This window comes from Leifsonia poae (genome assembly GCF_050632195.1).
GTDB lineage: Bacteria > Actinomycetota > Actinomycetes > Actinomycetales > Microbacteriaceae > Leifsonia > Leifsonia poae_C.
The window spans coordinates 394242-419081 of the sequence record NZ_CP192580.1 but is presented as its reverse complement, the minus strand read 5'-3'; the positions used below and the strand labels follow the sequence as shown (position 1 = coordinate 419081).

The 24840-nt window shown below is 68.9% G+C and carries 22 protein-coding genes and 2 pseudogenes; 8 read left to right on the top strand and 16 right to left on the bottom strand.

Going from position 1 to position 24840, the window contains the following annotated elements:
• Nucleotide 1 precedes the first annotated feature (1 nt).
• The 4 genes from ACQ86A_RS02285 (at nt 2) to ACQ86A_RS02270 (ending at nt 3483) form a co-directional block, all read left to right on the top strand.
• Nucleotides 2–1105 carry an ABC transporter substrate-binding protein gene (locus ACQ86A_RS02285; RefSeq protein WP_431279015.1) on the top strand — a complete coding sequence of 368 codons (1104 nt, stop codon included), beginning with the start codon at nt 2–4 and terminating at the stop codon, nt 1103–1105.
• A gap of 70 nt (nt 1106–1175) precedes the next feature.
• Nucleotides 1176–2000: an ATP-binding cassette domain-containing protein gene (locus ACQ86A_RS02280; RefSeq protein WP_431280511.1), complete on the top strand. Its 825-nt coding sequence runs from the start codon at nt 1176–1178 to the stop codon at nt 1998–2000.
• Nucleotides 1997–3244: a sugar ABC transporter permease gene (locus tag ACQ86A_RS02275; protein ID WP_431279014.1), complete on the top strand. Its 1248-nt coding sequence runs from the start codon at nt 1997–1999 to the stop codon at nt 3242–3244. The genes ACQ86A_RS02280 and ACQ86A_RS02275 overlap by 4 nt, the downstream gene beginning before the upstream one ends.
• A gap of 2 nt (nt 3245–3246) precedes the next feature.
• Nucleotides 3247–3483, top strand: coding sequence for a hypothetical protein (locus ACQ86A_RS02270; protein WP_431279013.1), 237 nt, complete (start codon nt 3247–3249; stop codon nt 3481–3483).
• Nucleotides 3484–3528: 45 nt separating this feature from the next.
• On the opposite strand, the gene hemL is transcribed toward ACQ86A_RS02270, so the two are convergent.
• The 11 genes and pseudogenes from hemL to hemE form a co-directional block, all read right to left on the bottom strand.
• Nucleotides 3529–4869 carry a glutamate-1-semialdehyde 2,1-aminomutase gene (gene hemL / locus ACQ86A_RS02265; RefSeq protein ID WP_431279012.1) on the bottom strand — a complete coding sequence of 447 codons (1341 nt, stop codon included), beginning with the start codon at nt 4867–4869 and terminating at the stop codon, nt 3529–3531.
• The gene (gene hemB, locus ACQ86A_RS02260; RefSeq protein WP_431280510.1) at nt 4866–5840 is read right to left on the bottom strand and encodes a porphobilinogen synthase; all 975 of its coding nucleotides are present in this window, start codon (nt 5838–5840) and stop codon (nt 4866–4868) included. The genes hemL and hemB overlap by 4 nt, the downstream gene beginning before the upstream one ends.
• Before the next feature lie 228 nt (nt 5841–6068).
• Nucleotides 6069–6863: a uroporphyrinogen-III synthase gene (locus ACQ86A_RS02255; protein ID WP_431279011.1), complete on the bottom strand. Its 795-nt coding sequence runs from the start codon at nt 6861–6863 to the stop codon at nt 6069–6071.
• A pseudogene (gene hemC, locus ACQ86A_RS02250) lies at nt 6860–7848 on the bottom strand (hydroxymethylbilane synthase). The gene ACQ86A_RS02255 and the pseudogene hemC overlap by 4 nt, the downstream one beginning before the upstream one ends.
• An 8-nt stretch (nt 7849–7856) precedes the next feature.
• Nucleotides 7857–9038 (bottom strand): ferrochelatase, encoded by a 1182-nt coding sequence (locus tag ACQ86A_RS02245; RefSeq protein WP_431279010.1) that lies wholly within the window; start codon nt 9036–9038, stop codon nt 7857–7859.
• Nucleotides 9035–9757, bottom strand: a complete 723-nt coding sequence (hemQ, locus tag ACQ86A_RS02240) for a hydrogen peroxide-dependent heme synthase (RefSeq protein WP_431279009.1) — start codon at nt 9755–9757, stop codon at nt 9035–9037. Before hemQ ends, ACQ86A_RS02245 begins: the two co-directional genes overlap by 4 nt.
• 56 nt (nt 9758–9813) lie before the next feature.
• On the bottom strand, nt 9814–10071 hold the full coding sequence (locus tag ACQ86A_RS02235) for a DUF3618 domain-containing protein (protein WP_431279008.1): 258 nt from the start codon (nt 10069–10071) through the stop codon (nt 9814–9816).
• Nucleotides 10061–10471: a phage holin family protein gene (locus ACQ86A_RS02230; protein WP_431279007.1), complete on the bottom strand. Its 411-nt coding sequence runs from the start codon at nt 10469–10471 to the stop codon at nt 10061–10063. The genes ACQ86A_RS02235 and ACQ86A_RS02230 overlap by 11 nt, the downstream gene beginning before the upstream one ends.
• 30 nt (nt 10472–10501) lie before the next feature.
• Nucleotides 10502–10843, bottom strand: a complete 342-nt coding sequence (locus ACQ86A_RS02225; RefSeq protein WP_431279006.1) for a hypothetical protein — start codon at nt 10841–10843, stop codon at nt 10502–10504.
• A gap of 14 nt (nt 10844–10857) precedes the next feature.
• Nucleotides 10858–12426 (bottom strand): protoporphyrinogen oxidase, encoded by a 1569-nt coding sequence (hemG, locus tag ACQ86A_RS02220; RefSeq protein ID WP_431279005.1) that lies wholly within the window; start codon nt 12424–12426, stop codon nt 10858–10860.
• Nucleotides 12423–13535, bottom strand: coding sequence for a uroporphyrinogen decarboxylase (gene hemE / locus ACQ86A_RS02215; RefSeq protein ID WP_431279004.1), 1113 nt, complete (start codon nt 13533–13535; stop codon nt 12423–12425). Before hemE ends, hemG begins: the two co-directional genes overlap by 4 nt.
• Nucleotides 13536–13633: 98 nt before the next feature.
• Here hemE and ACQ86A_RS02210 point away from each other — a divergent pair, with 98 nt between their 5' ends.
• The 4 genes and pseudogenes from ACQ86A_RS02210 to ACQ86A_RS02195 form a co-directional block, all read left to right on the top strand.
• Nucleotides 13634–14950 carry a glutamyl-tRNA reductase gene (locus tag ACQ86A_RS02210; RefSeq protein ID WP_431279003.1) on the top strand — a complete coding sequence of 439 codons (1317 nt, stop codon included), beginning with the start codon at nt 13634–13636 and terminating at the stop codon, nt 14948–14950.
• Between the two features lie 22 nt (nt 14951–14972).
• Nucleotides 14973–15599 carry a GNAT family N-acetyltransferase gene (locus tag ACQ86A_RS02205; protein ID WP_431279002.1) on the top strand — a complete coding sequence of 209 codons (627 nt, stop codon included), beginning with the start codon at nt 14973–14975 and terminating at the stop codon, nt 15597–15599.
• 102 nt (nt 15600–15701) lie between these two features.
• Complete coding sequence (locus tag ACQ86A_RS02200; protein ID WP_431279001.1) at nt 15702–17090, top strand: glycine--tRNA ligase; 1389 nt, start codon at nt 15702–15704, stop codon at nt 17088–17090.
• Between the two features lie 47 nt (nt 17091–17137).
• A pseudogene (locus ACQ86A_RS02195) lies at nt 17138–17749 on the top strand (NAD-dependent epimerase/dehydratase family protein); the annotation flags it as partial.
• Between the two features lie 475 nt (nt 17750–18224).
• Here ACQ86A_RS02195 and ACQ86A_RS02190 read toward each other — a convergent pair.
• The 5 genes from ACQ86A_RS02190 to ACQ86A_RS02170 form a co-directional block, all read right to left on the bottom strand.
• Nucleotides 18225–19133, bottom strand: coding sequence for a serine hydrolase (locus ACQ86A_RS02190; protein ID WP_431279000.1), 909 nt, complete (start codon nt 19131–19133; stop codon nt 18225–18227).
• 142 nt (nt 19134–19275) lie between these two features.
• Nucleotides 19276–21255 (bottom strand): M13 family metallopeptidase, encoded by a 1980-nt coding sequence (locus ACQ86A_RS02185; RefSeq protein ID WP_431278999.1) that lies wholly within the window; start codon nt 21253–21255, stop codon nt 19276–19278.
• A gap of 411 nt (nt 21256–21666) precedes the next feature.
• Complete coding sequence (locus tag ACQ86A_RS02180) at nt 21667–22143, bottom strand: GbsR/MarR family transcriptional regulator (RefSeq protein WP_431278998.1); 477 nt, start codon at nt 22141–22143, stop codon at nt 21667–21669.
• 40 nt (nt 22144–22183) lie between these two features.
• The gene (locus ACQ86A_RS02175) at nt 22184–23896 is read right to left on the bottom strand and encodes an ABC transporter permease (protein WP_431278997.1); all 1713 of its coding nucleotides are present in this window, start codon (nt 23894–23896) and stop codon (nt 22184–22186) included.
• Complete coding sequence (locus ACQ86A_RS02170) at nt 23893–24816, bottom strand: ATP-binding cassette domain-containing protein (RefSeq protein WP_431278996.1); 924 nt, start codon at nt 24814–24816, stop codon at nt 23893–23895. Before ACQ86A_RS02170 ends, ACQ86A_RS02175 begins: the two co-directional genes overlap by 4 nt.
• Nucleotides 24817–24840: the final 24 nt, after the last annotated feature.

The window sequence follows — 24840 nt, the reverse complement described above, 5'->3', positions numbered from 1 at the left end:
CATGAAGATCGCGCGCATCCTGACCGCGACCGCATCAGCGCTTCTCGTGACCCTGGCGCTCTCGGCTTGCGAAAATGCCGTCACCCCCGGCAGCGCTCCGAAAGTCGACCCCGAGACCGCGAAGATCGGACTGCTGCTGCCCGATTCGGTGACGGCGCGCTACGAGAACGCCGACAAGCCGTACTTCGCGGCCGAGCTCAAGTCGCTCTGCCCGCGCTGCAAACTGCTCTACGCCAACGCCGACGGCGACGCGAGCAAGCAGCAGCAACAGGCGGAGTCGATGCTCGCCCAGGGCGTGAGCGTGCTCGTGCTCGACCCCTTCGACTCCGAGGCCGCCGCCTCCATCGCGGCGGATGCGCAGTCGAACGGCATCCCCGTCATCTCCTACGACCGTCTGGTCAACAGTGAGCACCTCGACTACTACATCTCCTTCGACAACGAGAAGGTCGGAAAGCTGCAGGCGCAGGCGCTCGTGGAGAAGCTGCGGGCCGACGACAAGGGCAAAGGCGACCACGGCATCCTGATGCTCAACGGATCGCCCACCGACAACAACGCGTCGCTCTTCAAGAAGGGCGCCCACGAGGTCATCGACAAGAGCGGGTACAAGCTGCTCGCCGAGTACGACACACCCGGCTGGGACCCGGCCAAGGCGCAGGACTGGGTCACCGGCCAGATCACCCAGTACGGCGACCGCATCGACGGGATCTACGCGGCCAACGACGTGCTGGCGGGGGCGGCGATCGCGTCGCTGAAGGCGGCCGACGTGTCGCCCATCCGACCGGTGATCGGTCAGGATGCGGAACTCGCCGCTATTCAGCGCATCCTCGCGGGCGACCAGTACATGACCGTGTACAAGGCCATTCAGCCCGAGGCGGAGAAGGCGGCTCAGCTGGCGGTCGCCCTCACCAAACGCGAGCATCCCGAGGGCGAGACGATGGTTCGGGTGGCCGGAACGGACATCCCGTCGTTCCTGCTGAGTGTGACGCCCGTGCGGGCCAACAACGTAGAAGACACCGTCGTGAAGGACAAGTTCTACGGTCCCAACACCGTCGCCAAGATCTGCACCGACTACAAGTCCGCCTGTGCCGAGCACGGAATCGGATAGGAGAAACACAGTGACGCTGGAATCCACCGACTTCGCCGACGAGACCGTTCCTCGCCGGCCCGTACTCGCGATGCGCGGCATCTCGAAGTGGTTCGGCGCCGTGCAGGCACTCGTCGACGTCGACTTCGAGGTGCACGCCGGCGAGGTCGTGGCGATCGTCGGGGACAACGGCGCCGGAAAGTCGACGCTGATCAAGATCCTCGCGGGCGTGCACCCTCAGGATGCTGGGACCATCACCTTCGACGGGGAGACCGTGAGCATCCCGAGTCCCGCCGCATCGCGCGAACTCGGGATCGCCACCGTGTTTCAGGATCTCGCGCTCTGCGACAACCTCGACGTCGTCTCGAACCTCTTCCTCGGCCGCGAGATCACACACGGGACGCTCGACGAGGAGGAGATGGAGAGCAGGTCGTGGACGCTGCTCAGGCAGCTGTCGGCGCGCATCCCCTCGGTTCGCGTCGCTGTCGCCTCGCTCTCGGGCGGGCAGCGGCAGACGGTCGCGATCGCCCGGTCGCTGGTCGGCGACCCGAGCATCGTCATCCTCGACGAGCCGACCGCCGCCCTCGGCGTCGCCCAGACGGCCGAGGTGCTCAACCTGATCGAGCGACTCCGCGAACGCGGGCTCGGCGTCGTGCTCATCAGCCACAACATGGCCGACGTGCAGGCCGTCGCCGACCGTGTGATCGTGCTGCGCCTCGGCCGCAACAACGGAGATTTCCGCATCCCCGACGTCAGCTATGAAGACATCATCTCGGCCATCACCGGCGCTACCGACAACGTGGTGAGCCGCCGCGCCGAGCGACTCGGAGCGACCGACCGATTCGATGCCGACGGATTCGACGACGACGGTTTCGACGACGAGCTCGACCGATTCAACAGGGACGGCCTCGTATGACCCGCACCAGACCGAGCACGGCTCCCACTCCGGTGACGGATGCGCGACTCGCCCGCGCCGGCGGCCTCCGCGATGCGGTGACGGCCTTCGGGCACCGCGTGCGCGGCGGCGACCTCGGCTCCCTGCCGGTCGTGGTCGGCCTCGTGCTGATCTGGGCGGTCTTCCAGCTGCTCAATCCGACCTTCCTGTCGCCGCAGAACCTCGTGAACCTGGCCGTACAATGCGCGGCCGTCGGAACGATCGCGATCGGCATCGTGCTGGTGCTGCTCATCGGCCAGATCGACCTCTCCGTCGGCTCGGTGAGCGGTCTCTCGGGGGTGATCGTCGGGGTGACCTTCGTGAACTTCGGCTGGCCGCTGCCCCTCTCGATCATCGGTGCGATCCTGGCCGGCAGCGTGCTCGGGTTGATCTACGGGCTCCTGTTCACCTCATTCGGGGTGCCGAGCTTTCTGATCACCCTGGCTGCGCTGCTGACCGTGCTCGGCCTGCAGTTCTGGGTGCTCGGCAAGAACAGCACCATCAACATCCCGTACGACTCCCCGCTGGTGTTCTTCACGCAGCAGTTGTTCCTGCCGCCCTGGCTCGCGTACACGTTCGCGGGACTGGCGGCCATCGGGATGTTCCTGACCGACTGGCGCACGAACGTGCGTCGCCGCAACGCCGGGCTCTCCGAGGGATCCGTTTCGCTGATGGCGCTCAAGGCCGGGCTCCTCCTAATCGCCCTGTGCGTCGTGGTCTGGTACCTCGCGAAAGACCGCGGCGTCGGCGCGATGTTCCTGCTCTTCGTGCTGCTCGTGACGCTGATGAACTACCTGCTGCGGCGCACGAAGTGGGGTCGGTCGGTGTACGCGGTCGGCGGTTCGGTGGAGGCGGCACGCAGGGCGGGCATCCGGGTCAACCGGGTCTACATCAGCGTGTTCGTGCTGTGCTCGAGCTTCGCCGCCCTCGGCGGTGTGCTCGCCGCCGGACGTCTCGCATCGGTGTCGCTGTCGAGCGGCGGGACGGACACCAGCCTGAACGCCATCGCAGCGGCCGTCATCGGCGGTACGAGCCTGTTCGGCGGACGCGGCCGGGCGTGGTCGGCGCTGGTCGGCATCCTGGTGATCCAGTCGATCTCAAATGGGCTGATCCTGCTCAACCTCGACAGCTCGTACCGGTACATGATCACCGGTGTCGTGACGCTGCTCGCTGTCGTCATCGACTCCCTTTCACGGCGGTCCCGCGCATCCCACGGTCAGGCCTGACGATGAGCCGCACGACCACCTTTCACGCCCGCCTCCTGCGACAGGATGCGCGGCCGCAGACGGTCACGGTGCGCGCGTCATCCGACCGCCCGCCCCGCACCCTGCGGCGCCCGTCCGGCGGCGGCGGGCAGCTCACGTTCGACGTGTACTCGCTCGTCGACTCCGACGGGTGGCCCGAGGAGGCGACGTACTCGTACGTGGAGTCGGTGTCCCGGTCGGCGGCTGACCCCGACGTGTGACCATCTGGCCTCGGCCCCCGGCGTCGGGTCTCGACTCGCGACCGCTTAGGGGCGTGCCGCCGCGGTAGCGGCGGCCGCCGCGGGCAGCGCCGCGAGGATGCGGTCCACCGCCGTGTCGTCGTGCGCCGCCGTCACGAACCACGCCTCGAAGACGCTCGGCGGCAGCGAGACCCCGGCGTCGAGCATGGCGTGGAAGAATGCCCGATAGCGGTAGGCCTCCTGCGTCTGCACCTCGGCGTACGTCCGAGGCTCTGCGGCGAAGTCGCCGAAGACGAAGCTGAACAGGTTGCCGGCGCGCTGCACGCGATGCGCGACTCCCGCGGCCGCGAACGCATCTGAGACGGCGGTCGACACGGTGTCGGCGACGAGGTCAAGGCGATCGTAGACCGCAGCATCGGCGTTGGCGAGCGTGGCCAGCCCGGCGGCGACGGCGACCGGGTTCCCGGACAGCGTGCCTGCCTGGTAGACCGGGCCGGTCGGAGCGAGGAAGTCCATCAGCTCGGCGCGCCCGCCCAGCGCGGCCAAGGGCATCCCACCGCCGATGACCTTGCCGAAGGTGACCAGGTCGGGCGAATAGCCCCGGTCGAGTCCCCAGAAGCCGGCGTCGCTCACCCGGAAGCCGGTCAGCACCTCGTCGAGGATCAGCAGCGCGCCGAACTCATGGGCGAGGTCGGTCAGTGCCGCGTTGAAGCCGGCATCCGGCGGCACCACGCCCATGTTGGCCGCGGCCGCCTCGGTGATCACGGCCGCGATGTCGGGACCGTGCTGCTCGAACGCTGCTCTGACCGCATCCAGATCGTTGTAAGGCAGGACGAGGGTCTGCGCGGCCGTGGCTTCCGTGACTCCCGCAGAGCCGGGCATCGCGAGCGTGGCCAGGCCCGAGCCCGCCTCGGCAAGGAGACCGTCGGAGTGGCCGTGGTAGTGACCGGCGAACTTGATGAGCAGTGGACGACCGGTGAAACCGCGGGCGAGACGGATGGCCGTCATGGTCGCCTCGGTGCCGGTCGAGACCAGGCGGAGCTTCTCCACGAAGGGCACCCGCGCGATCACCGCCTCGACGAGTTCTGTCTCCGCGGGGGTGGATGCGCCGAACGAGAGACCACGCGCGGCAGCCTCCTGCACGGCGGCGACGACGGCAGGATGCGCGTGGCCGAGGATCGCGGGACCCCAAGACGCGACGAGGTCCACGTACTCGCGGCCCTCCGCATCCGTGATGTACGGGCCGATCGCCGAGACCATGAAGCGCGGGGTTCCGCCGACCGAGCGGAACGCTCGCACCGGCGAGTTCACACCCCCGGGAATCACGCGCTGGGCGCGCTCGAACTGCGCCAGGTTCACGTCGGAGAGCTGCGCGCCGTCGGCGAGCGCGGCGATGTCGTCGCTCATCGAAGCCACCTCGCGACCTCGGTCGCCCAGTAGGTCATGACGGCGTCGGCACCCGCCCGGCGAGCGCCGATCAGCGTCTCCTCGATGATGCGACGACGATCGATCCAGCCGTTCGCGGCGGCCGCCTCGACCATCGCGTACTCGCCGGACACCTGGTACGCCCAGACCGGGACGTCGCTGAACGCGGCCACATCCGACAGCACGTCGAGGTAGCTGAGCGCCGGCTTGACCATCAGCACGTCCGCACCCTCCTCGAGGTCGAGTCGCGCTTCGCGCAGGCCCTCGCGACGGTTGGCGGGATCCTGCTGGTACGCGCGACGGTCGCCCGAGAGCTGGGAGTCGACGGCCTCGCGGAACGGGCCGTAGAAGGCCGAGGCGTACTTGGCGGCGTAGGCGAGGATGACGGTGTCGGTGTGACCGGCCTCGTCGAGGGCGTCGCGCACGGCGGCGACCTGGCCGTCCATCATCCCGCTGAGCCCGAGCAGCTGCGAACCGGCCTCGGCCTGGGCGATCGCCATGTCCCGGTAGCGGATAAGCGTGGCGTCGTTGTCGACGTGCCCGCGCGCATCCAGAACACCGCAGTGGCCGTGGTCGGTGAACTCGTCGAGGCAGAGGTCGGTCTGCAGGACGATCGCGTCGCCCACCTCAGCAGCGACGGCGCGGGTGGCGACGTTCAGGATGCCGTCGGGGTCGGTGGCGCCGGAGCCCACCGCATCCCGTGTCTCCGGGACACCGAACAGCATCACACCGCCGACGCCGGCCTCGGCCGCCTCGGCGACGGCGCGCTTCAGGGAGTCGATGCTGTGCTGAACGACGCCGGGCATCGACTGGATGGGCAGCGGCTCGGGCGTGCCCTCCCGCACGAACATCGGCAGGATCAGCTCGGCGGGGTGCAGGCGGGTCTCCGCGGTCAGCCGGCGTAGAGCCGGGGACTGCCGAAGACGTCGGGGGCGGACAACAGGATGCGTCACATCGGTCACCGAACAAGCCTACGTCCGCCCGCGGCGCGCATCCTGCACGCGCTCACAGGGTGGGACTGTGACGCAATTCCGGAGAATTCGGCCGACGCGCCGCTGAAGTCTCCGTCGTTACGGAGATCTCGGCCGTTTCCGGGCCGAATCTCCTGCATCCGGATGGGGGCCGGGGCGGGTGGGGGCAGGGCGGGTGGGTGGGGATGGGGTGAGGGGGTGAGGCGCCGGTCAGTGGGCGGCGGTCGCGGCGGCGACGACTGCGGCGATGAGGGATGCGGCGGTGCGCTCCTCGGCGACGACGTCGACGCGGAGGCCGAAGGACTGAGCATCGCGAGCGGTCTGGGGGCCGATAGCGGCGACGAGGGTGCTCTCGGGAATGGGGCCGAGCTGGCTCTGCACCTGCTCCGCCACGGAACCGCTGGTGACGAGGATCGCCTGCACCAGTCCGTCCGCGACGTCGGACACCACGTTCTCCGGCACCGGGACGCCGATCGTGCGGTACGCAACCACCGACTCGACATCGTGGCCGATGCGCTTGAGGCCCTCGGTGAGGAGCGGTTTCGCGATCTCGGAACGGAGGGTGAGCACGCGCAGCGGCACAACCCCGGCGGTCGCGGTCTCCCACTCCTCGAGCAGTCCGCGGGCCGAGTTGTCGTCCGACGGCACGAGGTCGACCTTGTAGCCGGCAGCGACGAGCGCAGCCGCGGTCGTCTCCCCGACCGCCGCGACACGGGTCGACGCCGGCACGACCGCGCGCTGCGCGCTGAGCACGTCGACGGTGGTGGCACTCGTGACGGTCATCCAGTCGAACTCCCCGGCGGCCAAGCGGGCGAGTGCTGCCTCGAGGGCAGGTGCATCCGCGGTCGGCGCAAAGTTGATCATTGCGGCGACGACCGGGGACGCCCCCTTGGCGCGCAGGTCTGCGGCGACGGAGTCGCCCCAGGGGCCGCCGCGCGGCACGAGCACGCGCCATCCGGCCAGGGGCTTGCCGACGGTGGGAATCGGTCCGGTGGAGGCGCTCATCGCGAGCCCCCGAGCGGCGCCAGGTTCGCCGCGCCGGCTGCCAGCAACTCCTCCGCCGCCCGCTTACCGACATCGACGGCGGCGACCTCGAGGTCGTGGCGGCTCATCGAGTCGGGGGTGGCGGCGTGGGATGCGGTGAGCTGCTCGGATCCGTCGGGCCGGTACACGGTCGCGGTGAGGAAGAGAAGTCCGTCGTCGACGATGGCGGTCGCCCCGATCGGAGCCGCGCATCCCGCCTCGAGCCCGGCGAGCACGGTCCGTTCTGCGATGGCGCACGCGCGCGATGTCGCATGGTCGATCGCGGCAAGTGCCTTGGCGACCGGGCCGCGGCCCTTCTCGTCGGCGGTGCGCACCTCGATGCCGAGAGCGCCCTGACCGGGAGCCGTCGGCACCTCGGAGAGCGAGAACGTGTCGGTTGCAGCGTCGGAGCGGCCGAGCCGCTTGAGGCCGGCGGCGGCGAGCACGACAGCATCGAGGTCGCCCTCGGCGATGCGACCGAGGCGCGTGTCGACGTTGCCCCGGATGTCGACCACGTCGAGATCCGGACGGCGAGCCTTCAGCTGCGCGACGCGACGCGGCGATCCGGTGCCGACACGCGCACCCTCGGGGAGCGCTTCGAGGGTGAGCCCGTCACGCGCGCAGAGCGCGTCACGCGCATCCGCCCGCTTCGGGATCGCCCCGATGACGAGCCCGGGGACAGCATCCGTCGGCAGGTCTTTCAGCGAGTGCACGATCAGGTCGCACTCATCGGCGAGCAGCGCCTCGCGCAGGGCGCTGGCGAAGACGCCGGTTCCGCCCAGCTCGGCGAGGGAATCCTTCGAGGTGTCTCCGTGCGTGGTCACCGTGATGAGTTCGACGTCGTGACCGGTGGCCTTCGCGATCGCCTCGGCGACGGTCGTGGTCTGAGCGAGCGCCAGCGCACTCCCCGGGTGCCGACGCGCAGAACGCCATCCCGTCGCTCGGACGGGCCGGATGCGGTGATCACCGAGGCGTTCACGGCGCGAGCCCCGCGGCGGCCGGCTTGAAGCCGAGGCGCGCGTTCTCGCAGCATCCCGGTCGGCAGACGTCGTACCAGGGGCCGAGCTTCGTCATGGCGGGACGCTGGTCGACGGGAACCCCATCGCGGCGCTCGAGCACGAGGTCGACCAGACCCTTCACATAGGCGTGGTGGGTCCCCGGCGTCGGGACGCGCACCGCGACGAGTCCCGCCTGCTCGCTCGACTCCATCGCCTCGTTGTCGAGGTCCCAGAGCACCTCCATGTGGTCGCTCACGAAACCGAGCGGAACGATGATGACCGCCCGTATGCCCTTGGCCGGCAGCTCGGCGATGGCGTCGTTGATGTCGGGTTCGAGCCACGGCATCGACGGCGGTCCGCTGCGCGACTGATAGACGAGCTGCCACTTGATGGCAGCATCCGTCGCAGCGTGGGCGACGACCTCGGCAACCGCGAGGTGCTGCGCCGCATAGGCGCCGCCCTCTCCGAAGCCGCGCTCGGCCGGACCGGACTTGGCCGCGTCGACCGAGGGGATGGAGTGGGTTGAGAAGAGAATCTCGATCTCGGTCGCCGGATCGATGCCCGGCACCTTCTCTTGGATCTCGGCGAGCCCGTCGCGCACGCCCTCGATGAACGGCTCGACGAATCCGGGGTGGTCGAAGAACTGACGCACCTTGTCGATCTGGATGGTGCCCTCGAGGCCGGTCTCCTCCAGTGCGATCGCGAAGTCCTCGCGGTACTGACGGCAGCTGGAGTACGACGAGTACGCGCTCGTGGCGATCGCGATGATCTTCTTGAGACCCTGCTGGCTCGCCTCGGCCAGCGCGTCCTTGAGATACGGGTCCCAGTTGCGGTTGCCCCACAGCACCGGCAGGTCGATGCCTCGGGATGCGAGCTCCGCCTCCAGCGCGGTCTTCAGTTCGCGGTTCTGGTCGTTGATCGGGCTCACGCCGCCGAAGTGGCGGTAGTGGTGGGCGACCTCCTCGAGGCGTTCCTCGGGGATACCGCGACCGCGGGTGACGTTGCGGAGAAACGGGATGACGTCGTCCTGGCCTTCCGGGCCGCCGAAGCCGGCGAGCAGGATCGCGTCGTAGGCCACCGGTTCGGTGACGAACGGCGCACCCGAGGCTGCGGCGGGCGTCGCGCCCAGCACCCGGGCGGTCGTATCGACCTCGGTCACTGGAGTACCTCCACGAGCTCGGCGGGTTCGATGCGCCGGCCGGTGAAGAAGGGGACCTCTTCGCGCACGTGGCGGCGCGCATCCGTCTGGCGCAGGTCGCGCATCAGGTCGACGAGGTCGGTGAGCTCGTCGGACTCCAGCGGGAGGATCCACTCGTAGTCGCCGAGCGCGAAGGACGCGACCGTGTTGGCGAGCACCGAGCGGAACGCGGCGCCCTTGCGGCCATGCTCCGAGAGCATCTTGCTGCGCTCCTCGTCGGGAAGCAGGTACCACTCATAGCTGCGGACGAAGGGGTAGACCGTCAGCCACTCGCGCGGAGGGATGCCGCGGAGGAACCCGGGCACATGCGACTTGTTGAACTCGGCGTCGCGATGCACACCCATCGCGTTCCAGGTGGGCAGCAGCGCCTTGAGCAGACGGGTGCGGCGCAGTTGGCGCAAGGCCCACTGCAGGGTGTGGGCCTCGGGACCGTGGATCCAGATCATGACGTCGGCATCGGCGCGCAGGCCGGAGACGTCGTAGAGGCCGCGAGTGGTCACGTTCTGGAGCTCGAGGTCGGCGATCACGCCTTCCAGCTCCTGCACCGCGCGCGGGACGTCGGTACCGTCGAGGTCGTCGGGTCGGGCGGGATCACGGCGGAGAACCGCCCAGAGGGTGAAGCCGTTCGTTGTTTCTTCGGGGGCGCTCGAATCTGCCGGTGTGGCAGCCGGGTTAGTCATACCTCACAGTCTCCCTCTGAATCCTGTGAGCACCAAAAGCGCGGCGCCCTCCGCGCCTACTTCCTGGTTCCCCGGACGATCAACCAGACGGCCCCGGCTACTGCCGCGGCCGCCGTCACGGCGATAGCGACGAGAGCCAGCGGGTTCTCTTTGCGGAGCCGCTCGACCTTCTCGGCGGTGCGCTTCGGGACGTTCAGCTTGTACTCGATCGCGTCGAGGGTCTCGGCGAGTTCGGCCCGGGCCAGCTTCACGTCGACCGGCGGCGTGGCTTTCGACTGGTCGGCGTTCGGCCGCGCGTCTTTCTCAGTTGTCATAGCGACCCATCCCCTTCAACGCCTCGGTGTCTTCCCGGATACTGTCGAGCGTCTCCGAGGGAGCCACCCCGTTCATCCGCTTGAAGGATGCGATGCCGGCGAAGACCAGGATCGCGGCGATCACGAGGATCGCGACGGCGACGATCAGCGCCGCGAGCCAAGCAGGCAGCGCGACGGCGATGCCGAGGATCGCGGCTGCGACCAGCGTTCCGAGCGCGAAGAACAGGAGCGTAGCGGCCACGACCATGAGGCCTATGCCGACACCGGCATATTTGGCCTTTTCGGCGAACTCGGCCTTCAGATGGGCGAGTTCGGCCTTGAGCAACTGGATGAGGAGACGCGGCAGATCGGAGATCAGCGCGAACAGCGATCGCGTCCTCGCGCGTTCGTCGTTAGTCATAGCTGCACCGTACTCCTAGGCCGGTGCGCCTCAAGCGCCCGAGTCGGCCGAATCCATCGTGGCTGTGCCGGCGGCCGTTGCGCCGGCGGTCGAGCCGGCTGCCGCTTCGTGGGAGCTGCTCGACGACCGGTTCTTCTGGCGGTTTGCGGCTTGACCCGCCAACTTCTTGGCGCCCTCGTACAGTGCACCGGGAACATCACCGATCTTCGCGGCGACGAAGTCTTCGACGGCGTTCACCTGGGTCTGGATGCCCGGCGACTCCCAGACCTTGGTCGCCGCCGACTTGATCTGTTCGTAGCGCTTGCGTCCGGCCCGTGCGCCGAGCACGTAGCCCACCGCCGCCCCGGCCACAAAGAGAAGCTTGCCCCGCATTGCCACCCCGTTCGTCAAAGGTTCTCGGTCAGTGCCCTCCAGCGTAGACCCCTGGCGCGAGTAGCCACCTCGCGGGAATCCGGGATGACCGATGCCAGGCCCGTGCCCGTCAGCCAGGAACCCGTGACCTCGAGCCCCTCGACCTCGGCGACATCCGCACGAACGCGGGCGATGCGGTCCCCTTCGCCCAGCGCGGCGTACGGCAGGGCGTTGGTCCAGCGCGTGCGAGCGAAGCCGGAGACGTCGGATGCCGCGAGAGGAATATCCAGGAGTCTGCCAGCATCCGCGATGGCGAGTTCGCGCATCCTGTCGTCCGAGAGGGCTTCGGTTTCGGAGGGTTTGCCCGCCCGACCGTAAGACAAACGGATGACGTGCTTACCTTCGCCGACGTTCTCGGCCAGCCACGCCCACTTGGCGGTGGAGTGCGTCATCGCCTTGGCGGTCACGTCCGAAGACTCGGAGTCGGCGACCAGCACGCCCGTTCCCCTTGGTGCATCCGCGACGCTCGCGTTCGTGAGGACGAGAGTCACGAGCTCGACGCTCGACGCATCAGGCCACTCCAGGTCGCCCAGCGGCAGCAGGCTCCCCGAGGCGGTGCCGAGGATCTTCAGGGCTCCGGATGCGGGAACCGCCACGATCACGACATCCGCGGGCAACTCTTCACCGTCGGCCAGACGGACGACCCAACGGCTGGGGTCCGCTTCGGCCGCATCCGTCTCGATGACTCGACCGTCGGAATCCAGTGTCAACTCCGCCTCGAGCCGCTCTTCGACCGACGGCTCCTCGTAAGGCTCCACGGCAGCGACGGCAGCAGTGGTGCGGAGCTCGGCGCCGGCGTCGCGGAGACGTTCGGCGAGCGCCGCGGGCAACCGCCACATCCCGCCCCGGATGCCGCCGACCGCGCTGCCGGCCTTGGCCTGAGCGCGCAGCTCGCCGACCGCGCCGGAGAGCGTGCCGAGCCGGGTGAGCGCCGAGTTGAGTCCCGGGGCGACCACTTCGATGTCCAAGTCGTCGGGATCGGCCGAGTAGACCCCGGTCGCGACGGGGGCGACCAGCCTCTCGAGAACCTTCCTGCCCATCCTCTTGCGCACCAGCACGCCGAGGCTGCGCTCCTGACCGATCTTCAGCACGGGCATGAGCCGGTCGAGGTATGCGCGCCAGGCGCCGCCCCACCCGATCGCCCGCACGACGTCGCTCGCGAGCGGAGAGCTCGGGATGCCGAGGAGTCCGGCCTTCGGGAGCGGCACGGTCTGACGGCCGAACCGCACCCACGCTCCGGACGGGTTCGGCTTGACGACATCGTCGGCGAGGCCGAGCTGCCCGATGAGTTCGGCGACGTGGCCTCCCCGAGTCGCGAAGCTCTCGGCTCCCGCATCCACAGTGACGCCGTCGACCTCGAGAGCGGCGACCGAGCCGCCGAAGCGGTCAGAAGCCTCGAGCAGCGTCACGGTGAAGCCCGGGCGGGCGCAGTCGTACGCCGCCACCAGGCCCGCCATCCCGCCGCCGATCACCACGATCCGCGTGGGAGGCGCCTCGGCCGCGTGCCGGACGGCGTCTTCGGGAGGCTGCTCCACTGCGGTCACCGCCCGTGGACGAACTCGACCAGCCGGGTGAGCACAGCCGGGTCGGTCTCCGGGGGCACGCCGTGACCCAGGTTGAGGACGTGCGACGGAGCATCCGTTCCCCGCGCCAGAACGTCGGTGACGTGTGCCTCGAGCACGGCCCAGGGCGCGTCGAGCATCGCCGGGTCGATGTTGCCCTGCAGCGGCACGACGTGACCGAGTCGGCGGCTCGCCTCGTCGAGGGGGATGCGGTAGTCGATGCCGACGACGTCGGCCCCGACCTCGTGCATCGCCTTGAGCAGCTCACCGGTGCCGACGCCGAAGTGCACGATCGGCACGTTGCGGGTCTCGGGCTCCTCGGCTCCGGGGACCTCATACGTCAGGTCGCGCACGTGCGAGAGGGCGCGAGTGGACGCGGGAGCCACGTACTCCGTGTAATCGCCGAGCGACAGCGCGCCGGCCCACGAGTCGAATAGCTGGGCCGCACTCGCTCCGGCCAGCACCTGGGCGCGGAGGAACGCTCCCGTGAGGTCGGCGGTCCACTCCATGAGCTTCGCCCAGGATGCGGGATCGGCGTGCATCAGGGTGCGCGCTTTGATGTGGTCCTTCGACGGGCCGCCCTCGACCAGATAGGCAGCCAGGGTGAACGGCGCCCCCGCGAACCCGATGAGCGGGGTCTCATCCAGTTCGGCGATCGTGAGCTTCACCGCTTCGGTGATCGGCGCGAACGTCTCGGGGTCGAGGGAGTTCGGATCGATCTCCGTGAGCCGCGCCACGTCTTCCGCGGTGCGCACGGCCGAACCCATGACCGGGCCCTTTCCCGGGACGATGTCCACGTCGACGCCCGCGAGACGCAACGGGATCACGATGTCGCTGAAGAAGATGCCCGCGTCGACGCCGTGACGGCGGACCGGCTGCAGGGTGATCTCGCTCGCGAGGGCGGGATCGAGGCAGGCGTCGAGCATCATGGTGCCCACTCGCAGCTCGCGGTATTCGGGAAGCGAGCGGCCCGCCTGGCGCATGAACCAGACCGGCGTCACCTCCTGCCGAACGCCCTGATAGGCGCGCACGAGGCGAGAGGATGCGGTGCGGCCGGCACTCAGCGGATGGGTCGGGTCGAGGGTGTTCACCCCATGATTCTGTCAAAGCGCTTGGAATGATTGCTGTACGCGCGTTTCCGGGCCCTCCCGGATTCGAGGTTCGGGCGTGGCGAGCGTAGGCTCACTACGTGCTTTTGTGCTTCTCGTCGAGTCACCGGACGGCAGACTTCGACCTCCTGGAACGGCTCGAGCTTCACGCTCCGGCCGTGAAAGCGGCACTCTCGGAACACTCCGAGATCATCAGCGGTTCCGTGGTGCTCGCCACCTGCAATCGCTTCGAGGCGTACCTCGATGTGGACGAGCCCCTCACCGCCGCTCGCGCCGTCTCGGTCGAGACCGTGATCCAGGCCGTCAGCTCGGCGACCGGGATCGACGCGGACGAGCTCCGCGATTCCAGCACGGTCATCTGCGACCACGGCGTCGCCGAGCACCTGTTCGCGGTGTCGAGCGGTCTCGAATCCGTCGTCGTCGGGGAGGGCGAGATCGCAGGGCAGGTTCGCCGTGCGCTCGAGGGAGCGCGCGCATTCGGAACCGTCACGAGCGAGCTCGAACGACTCTTCCAGGGGGCGTCGCGCACGTCGCGCGGGGTGAAGAACCGCACGGGCATCACCACGGCGGGCCGGTCGATGGTGCGTCTCGCGCTCGACCTCGCCGAGAGCCGGGTGACCGACTGGTCGCAGACCCGTGTGCTCCTCGTCGGAACCGGAGCGTACGCAGGCGCCAGCCTCGCCGCGCTGCGCGACCGCGGGGTGACGGATGTGCGGGTCTTCTCCCCGTCCGGCCGCGCCGCCAAGTTCGCCCTCTCCCACGACATCCTGCCGGTGCTCGCCGGCGAGCTCGTCGATGTTCTGGCGCAGAGCGACATCGTGGTCACCTGCAGTGCGGCGACAGACCCCATCCTGACCCGTGGCCAGCTGGCCGGTGCGCTCGAGATGCCCGACGCCGTCGAGCGTCGCCTGATCATCGACCTCGGCCTCCCTCGTAATGTCGACCCCACGGTCGCCGAGCTGCCCGGCACCGAACTGCTCGACCTCGAGACGATCAGCCGGCACGCACCGCTCGAAGAGCTGAACGCCACCGAGGATGCACGCCTCATCGTCGGGGAGGCGGCCGCCGAGTTCGCCGCCCAGTCCGCCGAACAGCTGGTCACCCCGGCGCTCGTGGCTCTGCGCAAGCACGTGTTCGACGTGCTCGACGCGGAGATCGAACGGGCCCGAGGCCGCGGCGACTCCAGCGACGAGACCGAGACCGCCTTACGTCACCTTGCCGGGGTTCTGCTGCACACGCCGTCGGTTCGCGCTCGTGAGCTCGCCCGCGATGGCGACGCCCAGGCCGTCGTCGACGCAGCGAACGCGCTGTTCGGGCTCGGTGTTCCCGACGCGCAGGCCCAGGCCGGACGGCTCCGCGCCGTCGGCGATGCGGCCGCCGACAGTGCCGCATCCTGACCACTTACCGCTGGAGGAATCCGTGAGCACCCTCGAAGAAGAGACTGCCGCCGCCGATGCGCCCCACGGCATCACAGGTCTCCCGTACAGCCCGCAAGAGCTGGAGACCGAACGCCTGCGCCTGCGCCCGCTGAACGCCGGCGACCTCGAAGACGTGCACGCGTACCAGCGCATCAAGGATGTGGTTCGCTACCTCTACTGGGAGGTGCACGACCACGAGGAGTCGGCCAAGCACCTCAAGAAGCGTCTCGCGATGAACCGGCTGTCCGAAGACGGCGACGGCATCGTGTTCGCCGTCGAGCTGCCCGATCCCGAGGGCGGACACGACCGTGTCGTCGGCGACATCAGCGTCTTCCTGAAGAGCGCCCAGCACGGCAAGATCGAGATCGGCTGGGTCTTCCACCCCGCCGTGCACGGCCGCGGCTACGCGACCGAAGCTGCGGAGGCCGTGCTCGACGTGTGCTTCAACACGCTCGGCGCCCACCGCGTCTTCGCCCAGCTCGACGCCCGCAACGAGGCGTCCGCACGACTCTGCGAGCGGCTCGGGATGCGCCAGGAGGCGCTCCTGCGCGAGAACGAGATCTTCAAGGGCGAGTGGAGCAGCACCGCGGTCTACGCGCTGCTCGACTCGGAGTACCGCGCCCGCTGACCGCGCAGGCCGCGCATCCTGCACCCTGGACATCATCGCTAGGATTGTCGGGCGGGCCGTGCGCCCGCCAGTAGGGCACAACGGCGATACAGGGAGCAGCAATTGGCTGAGCAGTCGAGACTCGATTCGGTAATCACGCTGGCACAGCACCGCGGGTTCGTCTTCCCCTCCGGTGACATCTACGGCGGAACCCGATCGGCTTGGGACTACGGGCCCCTCGGCGTCGAGCTCAAAGAGAACATCAAGCGCGAGTGGTGGAACAGCTTCGTGCGCGGCCGCGGCGACATGGTCGGGCTCGACTCCGCCGTCATCCTGCCGACGCCGGTCTGGGAGGCGTCCGGACACGTGAAGGTGTTCAGCGACCCGCTCACCGAATCGCTCATCACCCACAAGCGCTACCGCGCCGACCATCTCTTCGAGGCGTACGAGGCGAAGCACGGACACCCGCCCGAGAACGGGCTCGCCGACATCCCCGACCCGGAGCACCCCGACAAGGTCGGGCAGTGGACCGAGGTGCGTCAGTTCTCGGGGCTGCTGAAGACCTTCCTCGGCGTCGTCGACGACGAGTCGGGCCTGCACTACCTTCGGCCGGAGACGGCGCAGGGCATCTTCACGAACTTCGCCAACGTGCTGCAGACCTCGCGCAAGAAGCCGCCGTTCGGCATCGGCCAGATCGGCAAAGCGTTCCGCAACGAGATCACGCCCGGAAACTTCATCTTCCGCACCCGCGAGTTCGAGCAGATGGAGATCGAGTTCTTCGTCGAGCCGGGAACGGATGAGGACTGGCAGCAGACCTGGATGGACCTCTGCTGGGACTGGTTCGTCGACCTCGGGATGACCCCGGAGAACATCCGCTGGTTCGAGCACCCGAAGGACAAGCTCGCGCACTACTCGAAGCGCACCGTCGACATCGAGTACAAGTTCAACTTCACCGGCAACGAGTGGGGCGAGCTGATGGGCGTCGCCAACCGCACCGACTACGACCTGCGCGTGCACGTCGAGGCGTCCGGCAAAGACCTCAGCTTCTTCGACCAGAACAAGAACGAGCGGTTCGTGCCGTTCGTGATCGAGCCGTCGTTCGGGCTCACCCGCGCGCTCATGGCGTTCCTGGTCGACGCGTACGACGAGGAGGAGGTGCCGAACGCCAAGGGCGGCACCGACAAGCGCACCGTGCTGCACCTTGACCCGCGCCTCGCGCCGGTCAAGGTCGCCGTGCTGCCGCTCTCCCGCAACGAGGCCCTGTCGCCGCTCGCCCGCTCGCTCGCCGACTCCCTGCGCAAGCGCCGCAACGTCGACTTCGACGACTCGGGCGCGATCGGCCGACGCTACCGTCGCCAGGACGAGATCGGAACGCCGTTCTGCGTCACGGTCGACTTCGACTCGCTCGAGGACAACGCCGTGACCGTGCGCGACCGCGACTCGATGAAGCAGGAGCGCATCCCCGTCGACGAGCTCGACGCGTACCTCGCCAAGCGCCTCAAAGAGGTCTGAGCCCGGGGCCGTCGCCTGTCGGGCGGGCGCGAGCGTAGGTTGTTGACATGGCAGTGGACACCACGCGCACGGCGATGATCATCGGAGGCACCGGCCAGATCGGTGCCGCTGCCGCGAGAAGGCTCGCGCACGACGGCTGGTCGGTGCTGGTCGCGCACCGCGGGCAGCACTCCGGGGATGCGGCACTGGCCGACCTCGACGTGAGCACCATCCGCCTCGACCGCGACGACACGGATGCGCTGCTCGAGCAGGCCCGCGGGCACGACCTGGTGCTCGACACCGTCGCATACGAGCCCCGGCACGCCGACCAGCTCGCGAAGTTGCAAGGCGACGTCGGCTCGCTCGTCGTCATCTCGACCGGCAGCGTCTACACCGGCGCGAACGGCGGCTACCTCGACATCGTGACCGGACCCGAGGACTTTCCCGACTACCCGATTCCGCTGCGCGAGACGGATGCGACGGTCGACAACGACGATAAGACGTACTCCCCGTTGAAGGCGGCGATGGAGCGGCGGTTGCTCGACTACGAAGACCTGCCCGTGAGCATCCTGAGACCGGGCGCCATCTACGGACCCTTCAGCCCGGCGCTCCGGGAGTGGTTCTTCATCAAGCGAGGCCTCGACCACCGCAAGCGGGTCGTGCTCTCCGACAACGGCAGCAACCGGTTCAGCACGTCGTCGACGGTGAACATCGCGGAGCTCGTCGCGCTCTGCGCGGAGCAGCCGGGGAAGCGCATCCTGAACGCCGTCGACGAGGACAATCTGAGCGTCGCCGAGATCGCGCGGACCGTCTTCCAGGCGATGGACCGGGAGGTGGAGGTCGTCACCTTCGCCGGTCCCCCGGTCGGCACCCTCGGCTCGACGCCGTGGACCGTGGCGCGTCCGCTCATCCTGAGCATGGCTGCAGCGACGGTCGAGCTCGGGTATCGGCAACCGGTCGGCTACGCCGAGTCGGTAGCCGCGGCCGTCGACTGGACGGTGCGCGAAGTCGAACTCGCCGAGCGTCGCGACGAGAGCTGGGAGCAGGTCTTCCCTCGATGGCGGCGCGGGCGCAAGCCGACGGATGGTTCGACTACGCCGACGAGGACGCGTTCCTGCGGGATCGGGTCAAGAACGGCTGAGCGGTCGCGAGGATTTACGCGACGTACTCGAGCAGGTCGAGGCCGATGGTGCGCATCCCGTCGATCACGGCGAGTCGGGCCGGCAGCGTCGAGTCGTCGAAGTACATCGACACCGCGTACGTCACTCCGGAGCTCGGGCCGCGGAGCACGCCGACCTCGCTGCGCACGCCCGCATCCGTACCCGTCTTGTTGACGAGGAGGATGCCGTGCTCGGCAGTGCGGTGCGAGTGCGGGTCGAGCCCGAACGCGCTCGACACGAGCGAGAAGTCGCTGTTGAGGGAGAGCCAGGAGATGACGCGCTGGCTGGTCGGCGGGTCCACGATCTCGCCGCGCGCGAGAGCCGAGAAGAGCCAGGTGAGCTCGTTCGCGCTGCCCACGGAGAGCTGCGGGGCGTCATCCGGCCCGCGGTGATCGCGCACGAGGTCGAGCAGCGCGGTGCGGGTGAGGCCGAGCGCCTCCGTGCGCGCGCTCACCGCCTCGAGGCCCACGCGACGCAGCAGCACGTTGGTGGCCAGGTTGTCGCTGGTCGCCCCGACAAGAGCGGCCAGATCGGCGACCGGGAGCGCGGGTGCTTGGAGGTGCTGCCAGATGCCGGAGTCGCCCACCGCATCCGCCGGCGAACGGTCGAGCACGGTGAGGGGGCTGAGCTCCCCGCTCTGCAGCCGCGCCGCGACCTCGACGAGGAGCAGGACCTTGCCGATGCTCGCGGTGGGCATCACCACGTGGTCGTCGACCGAGAACAGCACCGTTCCGGTGGCGAGGTCGGTCGCGCGCGCCGAGACCTGCACGCCGTTGATGGCCAGTTGACCGAGGGCCGCGAAACCCCGCGTGAAGTTGCTGTTCGACTCTGCGCCACGGTGACGGCCGCGCCTGATGGCGCTGTGCCGGCTACGGCGTTCGGATGCCTGGGTCTGGATCGTCACGGCGGAGGTTGGTCCTTCATCGGGTTGAAGAGTGTGGCCTGTTCGTCAAGCTAATCGGCTTGCGGACCGCCCCTCCGCTGCTGCTCGATAGTACCCCGCGGAGAGGGGTCATGCGCGCCCTCTCCGCAGGGTCTGTATGTACTCACCAAATGGTGACGCGTTCTGCTGGGGCGAGCCACAATTTGTCGCCCTCGGTCACGTCGAACGTCTCGTAGAACGCGTCGATGTTGCGCACGATCTGGTTGCAGCGGAACTCGTTCGGCGAGTGCGGATCGATCGCCAGCAGACGGATGACCTCGGCGTCGCGACCCTTCTGCTGCCAGGCCTGCGCCCACGACAGGAAGAACCGCTGCGCACCGGTGAGACCGTCGATCACGGGCGGCTCTTCGCCGCCGAGCGAGATGCGGTACGCGCGCCACGCGATCCCGAGCCCACCGAGGTCGCCGATGTTCTCGCCGATGGTGAGGGCACCGTTCACGTGGTGGTCGGGAACCTGCGCCGGAGCGAGTGCGTTGTACTGCTCGATCAGGCTGCCCGTGCGCTTCTCGAACGCGGTGCGGTCGGCCTCTGTCCACCAGTCCTGCAGGCGGCCGTCGCCGTCGTACTTGGAGCCCTGGTCGTCGAAGCCGTGGCCGATCTCGTGCCCGATGACCGCGCCGATGGCACCGTAGTTCGCCGCGTCATCCCTGCTCGCATCGAAGAACGGGAACTGCAGGATGGCCGCCGGGAACACGATCTCGTTGAAGCCGGGGTTGTAGTACGCGTTGATCGTCTGCGGGGTCATGAACCACTCGTCGCGATCGAGCGGCTTGCCGATCTTGCCGAGCTCGCGGTTGAACTCGAACAGGCTTGCCGCGCGCACGTTGCCGATGAGGTCGGCCGGGTCGACCACGAGGGTGGAGTAGTCGCGCCACTTCACGGGGTAGCCGATCTTCGGCGTGAACTTCTCCAGCTTGTCGAGCGCCCGGTTGCGCGTCTCCTCGCCCATCCATTCGAGGGTCCGGATGCTCTGGCGGTATGCCTCGATCAGGTTGCCGACGAGCGCATCCATGCTCTCCTTCGACGCGGGCGGGAAGTGCCGCTCCACATAGATGCGGCCGACGGCCTCGCCCATCGCGCCCTCGACCAGCGAGACGCCGCGCTTCCAGCGGACGCGCATCTCCGGCGTGCCGGTGAGCGTGCGTCCGTAGAAGTCGAAGTTCGCCTCGACGAAGTCACCGCTGAGATAAGGAGCCGTGCCGTGGATGACCTGCCAGGCGAGCCAGTCCTTCCAGCTCTCCAGACGCTCGTCGGTGAGCAAACTCGCGAGCCCCGCAGTGAACGACGGCTGCCGCAGCACGAGTTCGGCCAGGGCGCCCGTGGGCGCGCCGAGCGCCTTCTCCCAGGTGCTGAGGTCGGCGCCGTCCTTGGCGTCTCCGGCGAACAGGGCCTCCGCATCCGCCCAGCTGTACAGGTTGTACGTCTTCTCGGAGTCGCGCGACTTCACGTTGTCCCAGTGGTGGGAGGCGATGTCCTTCTCCAGGTCGAAGACGCGCTGGGCGCGCTCGGGCGCATCCTGAAGCCCGGCAAGTTCGAACATGCGCTGGATGTGCGCCACGAACGCCTCACGGATGGGCGCGAACGTCTCCTCGCGGAAGTAGGACTCGTCGGGCAGCGAGATGCCGGCCTGCTCGGCGAACACGAGGTACCGCTCGGGGTTGCCCGGGTCGTTGTCCACGAACAGCTGGTAAAAGCCGGCGAGGCCGTGGCGCTCCAGCTTGCCGATCGTCTCGAGGAGGCTCGGGATGCTGTCCACATCGCTCGCAAGCGCCAGCTGGCTCTCGATCGGCTGGGTTCCGAGCTGCTCGATGCGCTCCTCGTCCATGAAGCTGGTGAAGAGGTCGCCGAACTTGCGCTCCTCGGTGCCCTCGGCCGCATCCGTGGCCTCCTGGATGATGTCGCGCACGGCCGCCTCGGACTCCTCGGCAAGGATCATGAACGAGCCCCAGCGGGCCTTGTCGCCCGGGATCTCGGTGCGGTCTATCCACTTGCCGTTGACGTGCCGGAACAGGTCGTCCTGCGGCCGGACGGAGGGGTCGAGTTCAGAGGTGTCGATGCCGGATTCGGTGGCAGAGTCAGTCATTGTGCCAGCCTACGGGCGAACCGGCGCCGAGTCGCGGCAGATCGACCTTCCCGGCCGCGCGGAAGGTCGATTCGGCGCAACTCGCGAACCGCGAACCCGGCGGCGTGGTGAGTGGCAGCGAGTGCAGGTTCCAGGAGCGCGGGAAGGTGCGTGAGGCGCGACTCGAGACCAGGACGACACGGCCTCGGCGAGGTGTGGCGGTGAGTTGCGGCAGATCGACCTTCCCGACCGCGCGGAAGGTCGATTCGGCGCCACTCGCGAACCGGGCGGCGGGGTGAGTCGCAGCTCGCGCAGGTTCCGGGAGCGCGGGAAGGTGCGCAAGGCGCGACTCGAGACCGGGATGGGCGCGCGACAGTGGCCGCGAGCGGGCGAGCGGTGGGTTGGCGCGGCACCGGCAGTGCGGGTGCCGGGTCAGTCCGCTTGGCGGCTGCGGACTTGCTCCCACTGTTCGAGGAGTTCGGGCATCTTGCTGCCGATGAAGCGGTAGAACTCGCCCATCTCGACGAGCCTGGCGCGGGCGACGGATGCGGGGTCGTCGATCGCAGCCGCGCCCGCGTCCGCCTGCACGGCCAGCACTTCGTAGATGTCGTTGCTGCTCGTGAGGGCCTCGTACCAGGCGTCTTCGGGGAGCTCGTAGATGTCGCGCCTGCTCCCGGCCTGCGAGACGCGCCGCGCGATCCCGACAGTCTGCAGATACCGCACCGCGCCCGAGATCGCGGCGGCGCTGACGCCGAGTTGTTCGGACAGCTCGACGGCTGTGAGGCCCCCGGTCTCGGTGACGGTGAGAGCCATGAGCACGCGAGCGGGCATCTTGGGGAACCCGGCGGCGGTCAGGGTGGCGGCGGCGCGCTCGACGACGTCACCCAGCGCCCGCTCGTCCCTGCTCATGTGTCCATCCTTCCAGTTCGGCGGGCCGTCACCCGATCCGTCACCCGATCGCGAAGTCTCTGCGGCGGATCAGCAGCGCGGCAGCCGCGGTGGCGACGATGGCGATCCCGAACATCCAGAACCCGCCTGTCCAGTCGACGGTTCCGACGACGACCGGGGCGTGGCTGAACGGGGAGAGGTCGCGGACGCCCTTCGGGAACCCGATGAGCCCGCCGAAGATGCCGATGAATGCGCCGAGGCCGAGCAGCGTCCACGCGAGCGGGATCGTCCAGCGGGGCACCACCACGAACACCAGAGCGAGCACGCCCAGGTAGACGAACGCGACCGGCAACTGCGCAGCGGCCGCGGCGAACGAGTCGTTGATGAGCGACGCATCCTCGCCCGACGCCACGGCGGAGAGTCCGGACGCGATGCCGGCGGCCAGCAGCACCAGCACGATGGCGATCACCCCGACGAGCAGGAAGTCGAGCAGCCAGCGCACACGCGACAGCGGCGTCGACATCATCACCTCGGCGGCGCCCGCAGCCTCCTCCTGCCGCAGCCGGATCGCGACCTGCGTTGCGCAGGCGGCGGCCAGCACCCCGGCGAGCGAGAAGATCGCGGCCACGAAGATCTGGGTGAGCGGACCGGATCCGCCCGACCCGATCGTGCCGATGGCCTCGCGGATGCCCGCCAGGTTCGGATCGTCGGCGATCGACGAGTTGACGACGCTTCCGAGCGCCCCGGCGAGGAGTCCGGTGAACAGCCCGCCGACGGTCCAGCCGAGGATGGTCGGCCACTGCAGCCGCCACGCGAGGCCGAGCGGTCCGTTGAGGGCCGGCCGCGCATCCCGTCGCCCCGCTCGTTCGGGGATGAGCCCGGCGCCCGAGTCGCGCACCGATTGCAGTGCGAACACGATGACCATGAGCACGGCCGCGAGAGCGAGGTCGAGCAGCAGAGGTCGCCAATCGTTCACCGTGTACGGGGCGAACTGCTCACCCCAGCCGATCGGACTGAGCCAGCTGGGCCAGGATGCGATCATGTGCGTGCCGTCGCCCGTGACTGTTCCCGTCGCATCGCCGACGCCTCGCAGCACATACGCGAGCACGACGACCGCCGAGGCGAAGCCGTTGGCGCCGCGCGACGTCATCATCAGCTGGGCGAGCAGCAGGCCGACCGCGAGGAACGCGATGCCGGCCCCACCGACCGCAGCCCCGGCCACGAAGGATCCGTAGGCGGGCAGCCCGAGGGCCATGAAGCCGAGGGCCGTGGCCACGGCGAGAACGACGTTCGCGAGCACACCGTGGATGAGCGTCGCGACGGTCGGCAGGATGCGTGCGGCAGGCGTCGACGCGACCAGCTCGGCACGGCCGCTCTCCTCCTCGGCCCGCGAGTGGCGCACCGCGAGGAACGTGCTCATCAGCCCCGCGAGCAGGGCGAGGAAGGTGAAGATCTCGAAGAACGTGACGGCGCCGAGGCTCGATCCCTGAGGCAGACCGCGCAGCATCAGGATGGCGGGGTTCGCGATCGCGAGCGTCAGCAGATCGACGCGACCATTCGCATCCCCGTACGTGGTCTGGATGCTCGACGCCGAGAACAGTGCGAGCAGAGCGATCCCGAGGATCCAGATCAGGAGCTGCCAGCGGTCGCGGCGGAGCCGCTGCCGCAGGAGCACGCCGAGAACACGGAGGGCGCCCTGCGGGCGCGCGGCAGCGCTGCTAGGAGACTCATGCCGCGATGACGGAGGGCGGGTCTCGGTCGTGGTGGCGCTCATCGTGCGCTCGCCTCCGCGAGCTCGTCGCCGTAGTGGCGCAGGAACAGCTCCTCGAGCGAGGGCGGCGCGACGGTCAGCCCCTTGGTGTCCAGTTCGGCGAGCGCCGCCAGCACTCCGGCGAGCTTGTCGCTGTCGGCCGTGAAGCGCACGCGGCCGTTGTCGGTGTGCAGGTCGTGAGCATCCGGGATCCGTGCGAGCTGCTGCTCGGTGACCCCCTCGTCGGAGAACGCGATTTCGGTGCGGGTCAGGTGCCGGAGGTCGTTCAGGGTTCCGGATTCGACGGTCTTGCCCGCGCGGATGATGCTGACCCGATCGCAGAGCAGCTCCACCTCGGAGAGGATGTGGCTGGAGAGCAGCACGGTCGCGCCTTCGCCGGCGACGCGCGCGACCTCGGCGTTGAATACCGCCTCCATGAGCGGGTCCAGGCCGCTGGTCGGCTCGTCGAGGATGTAGACATCGGCCGGTGTCACGAAGGCGGCGACGAGCGCGACCTTCTGCCGGTTGCCCTTCGAGTACGCGCGACCCTTCTTGGACGGATCGAGCTGGAAGACCTCGATGAGCCGCTTCTTGCGCGCCGCGTAGCCGGCCTTGTCCGCGGTGCCGCCACGGAGGCGGGCGAGCAGATCCACGGCCTCGCCGCCGGACAGGTTCGGCCAGAGGCTGACGTCGCCCGGAACGTAGGCGAGGCGTCGGTGCAGGTCGACCGCATCCTTCCACGGGTCACGCCCGAAGAGGGTGGCCGTGCCGCCGCTGGCCTTCGCGAGCCCCAGCAGGATGCGGATGGTCGTCGACTTGCCGGCCCCGTTCGGGCCGAGGAAACCGTGCACCTCCCCCGCCGCGACCGAGAGGTCGAGCCCGTCGAGGGCCCGCACACGACCGAAACGCTTCTCGAGGCCGGAGGCCTCAATCACTGTGTCCATGCGCGTGACTCTACGCTTGTTTCA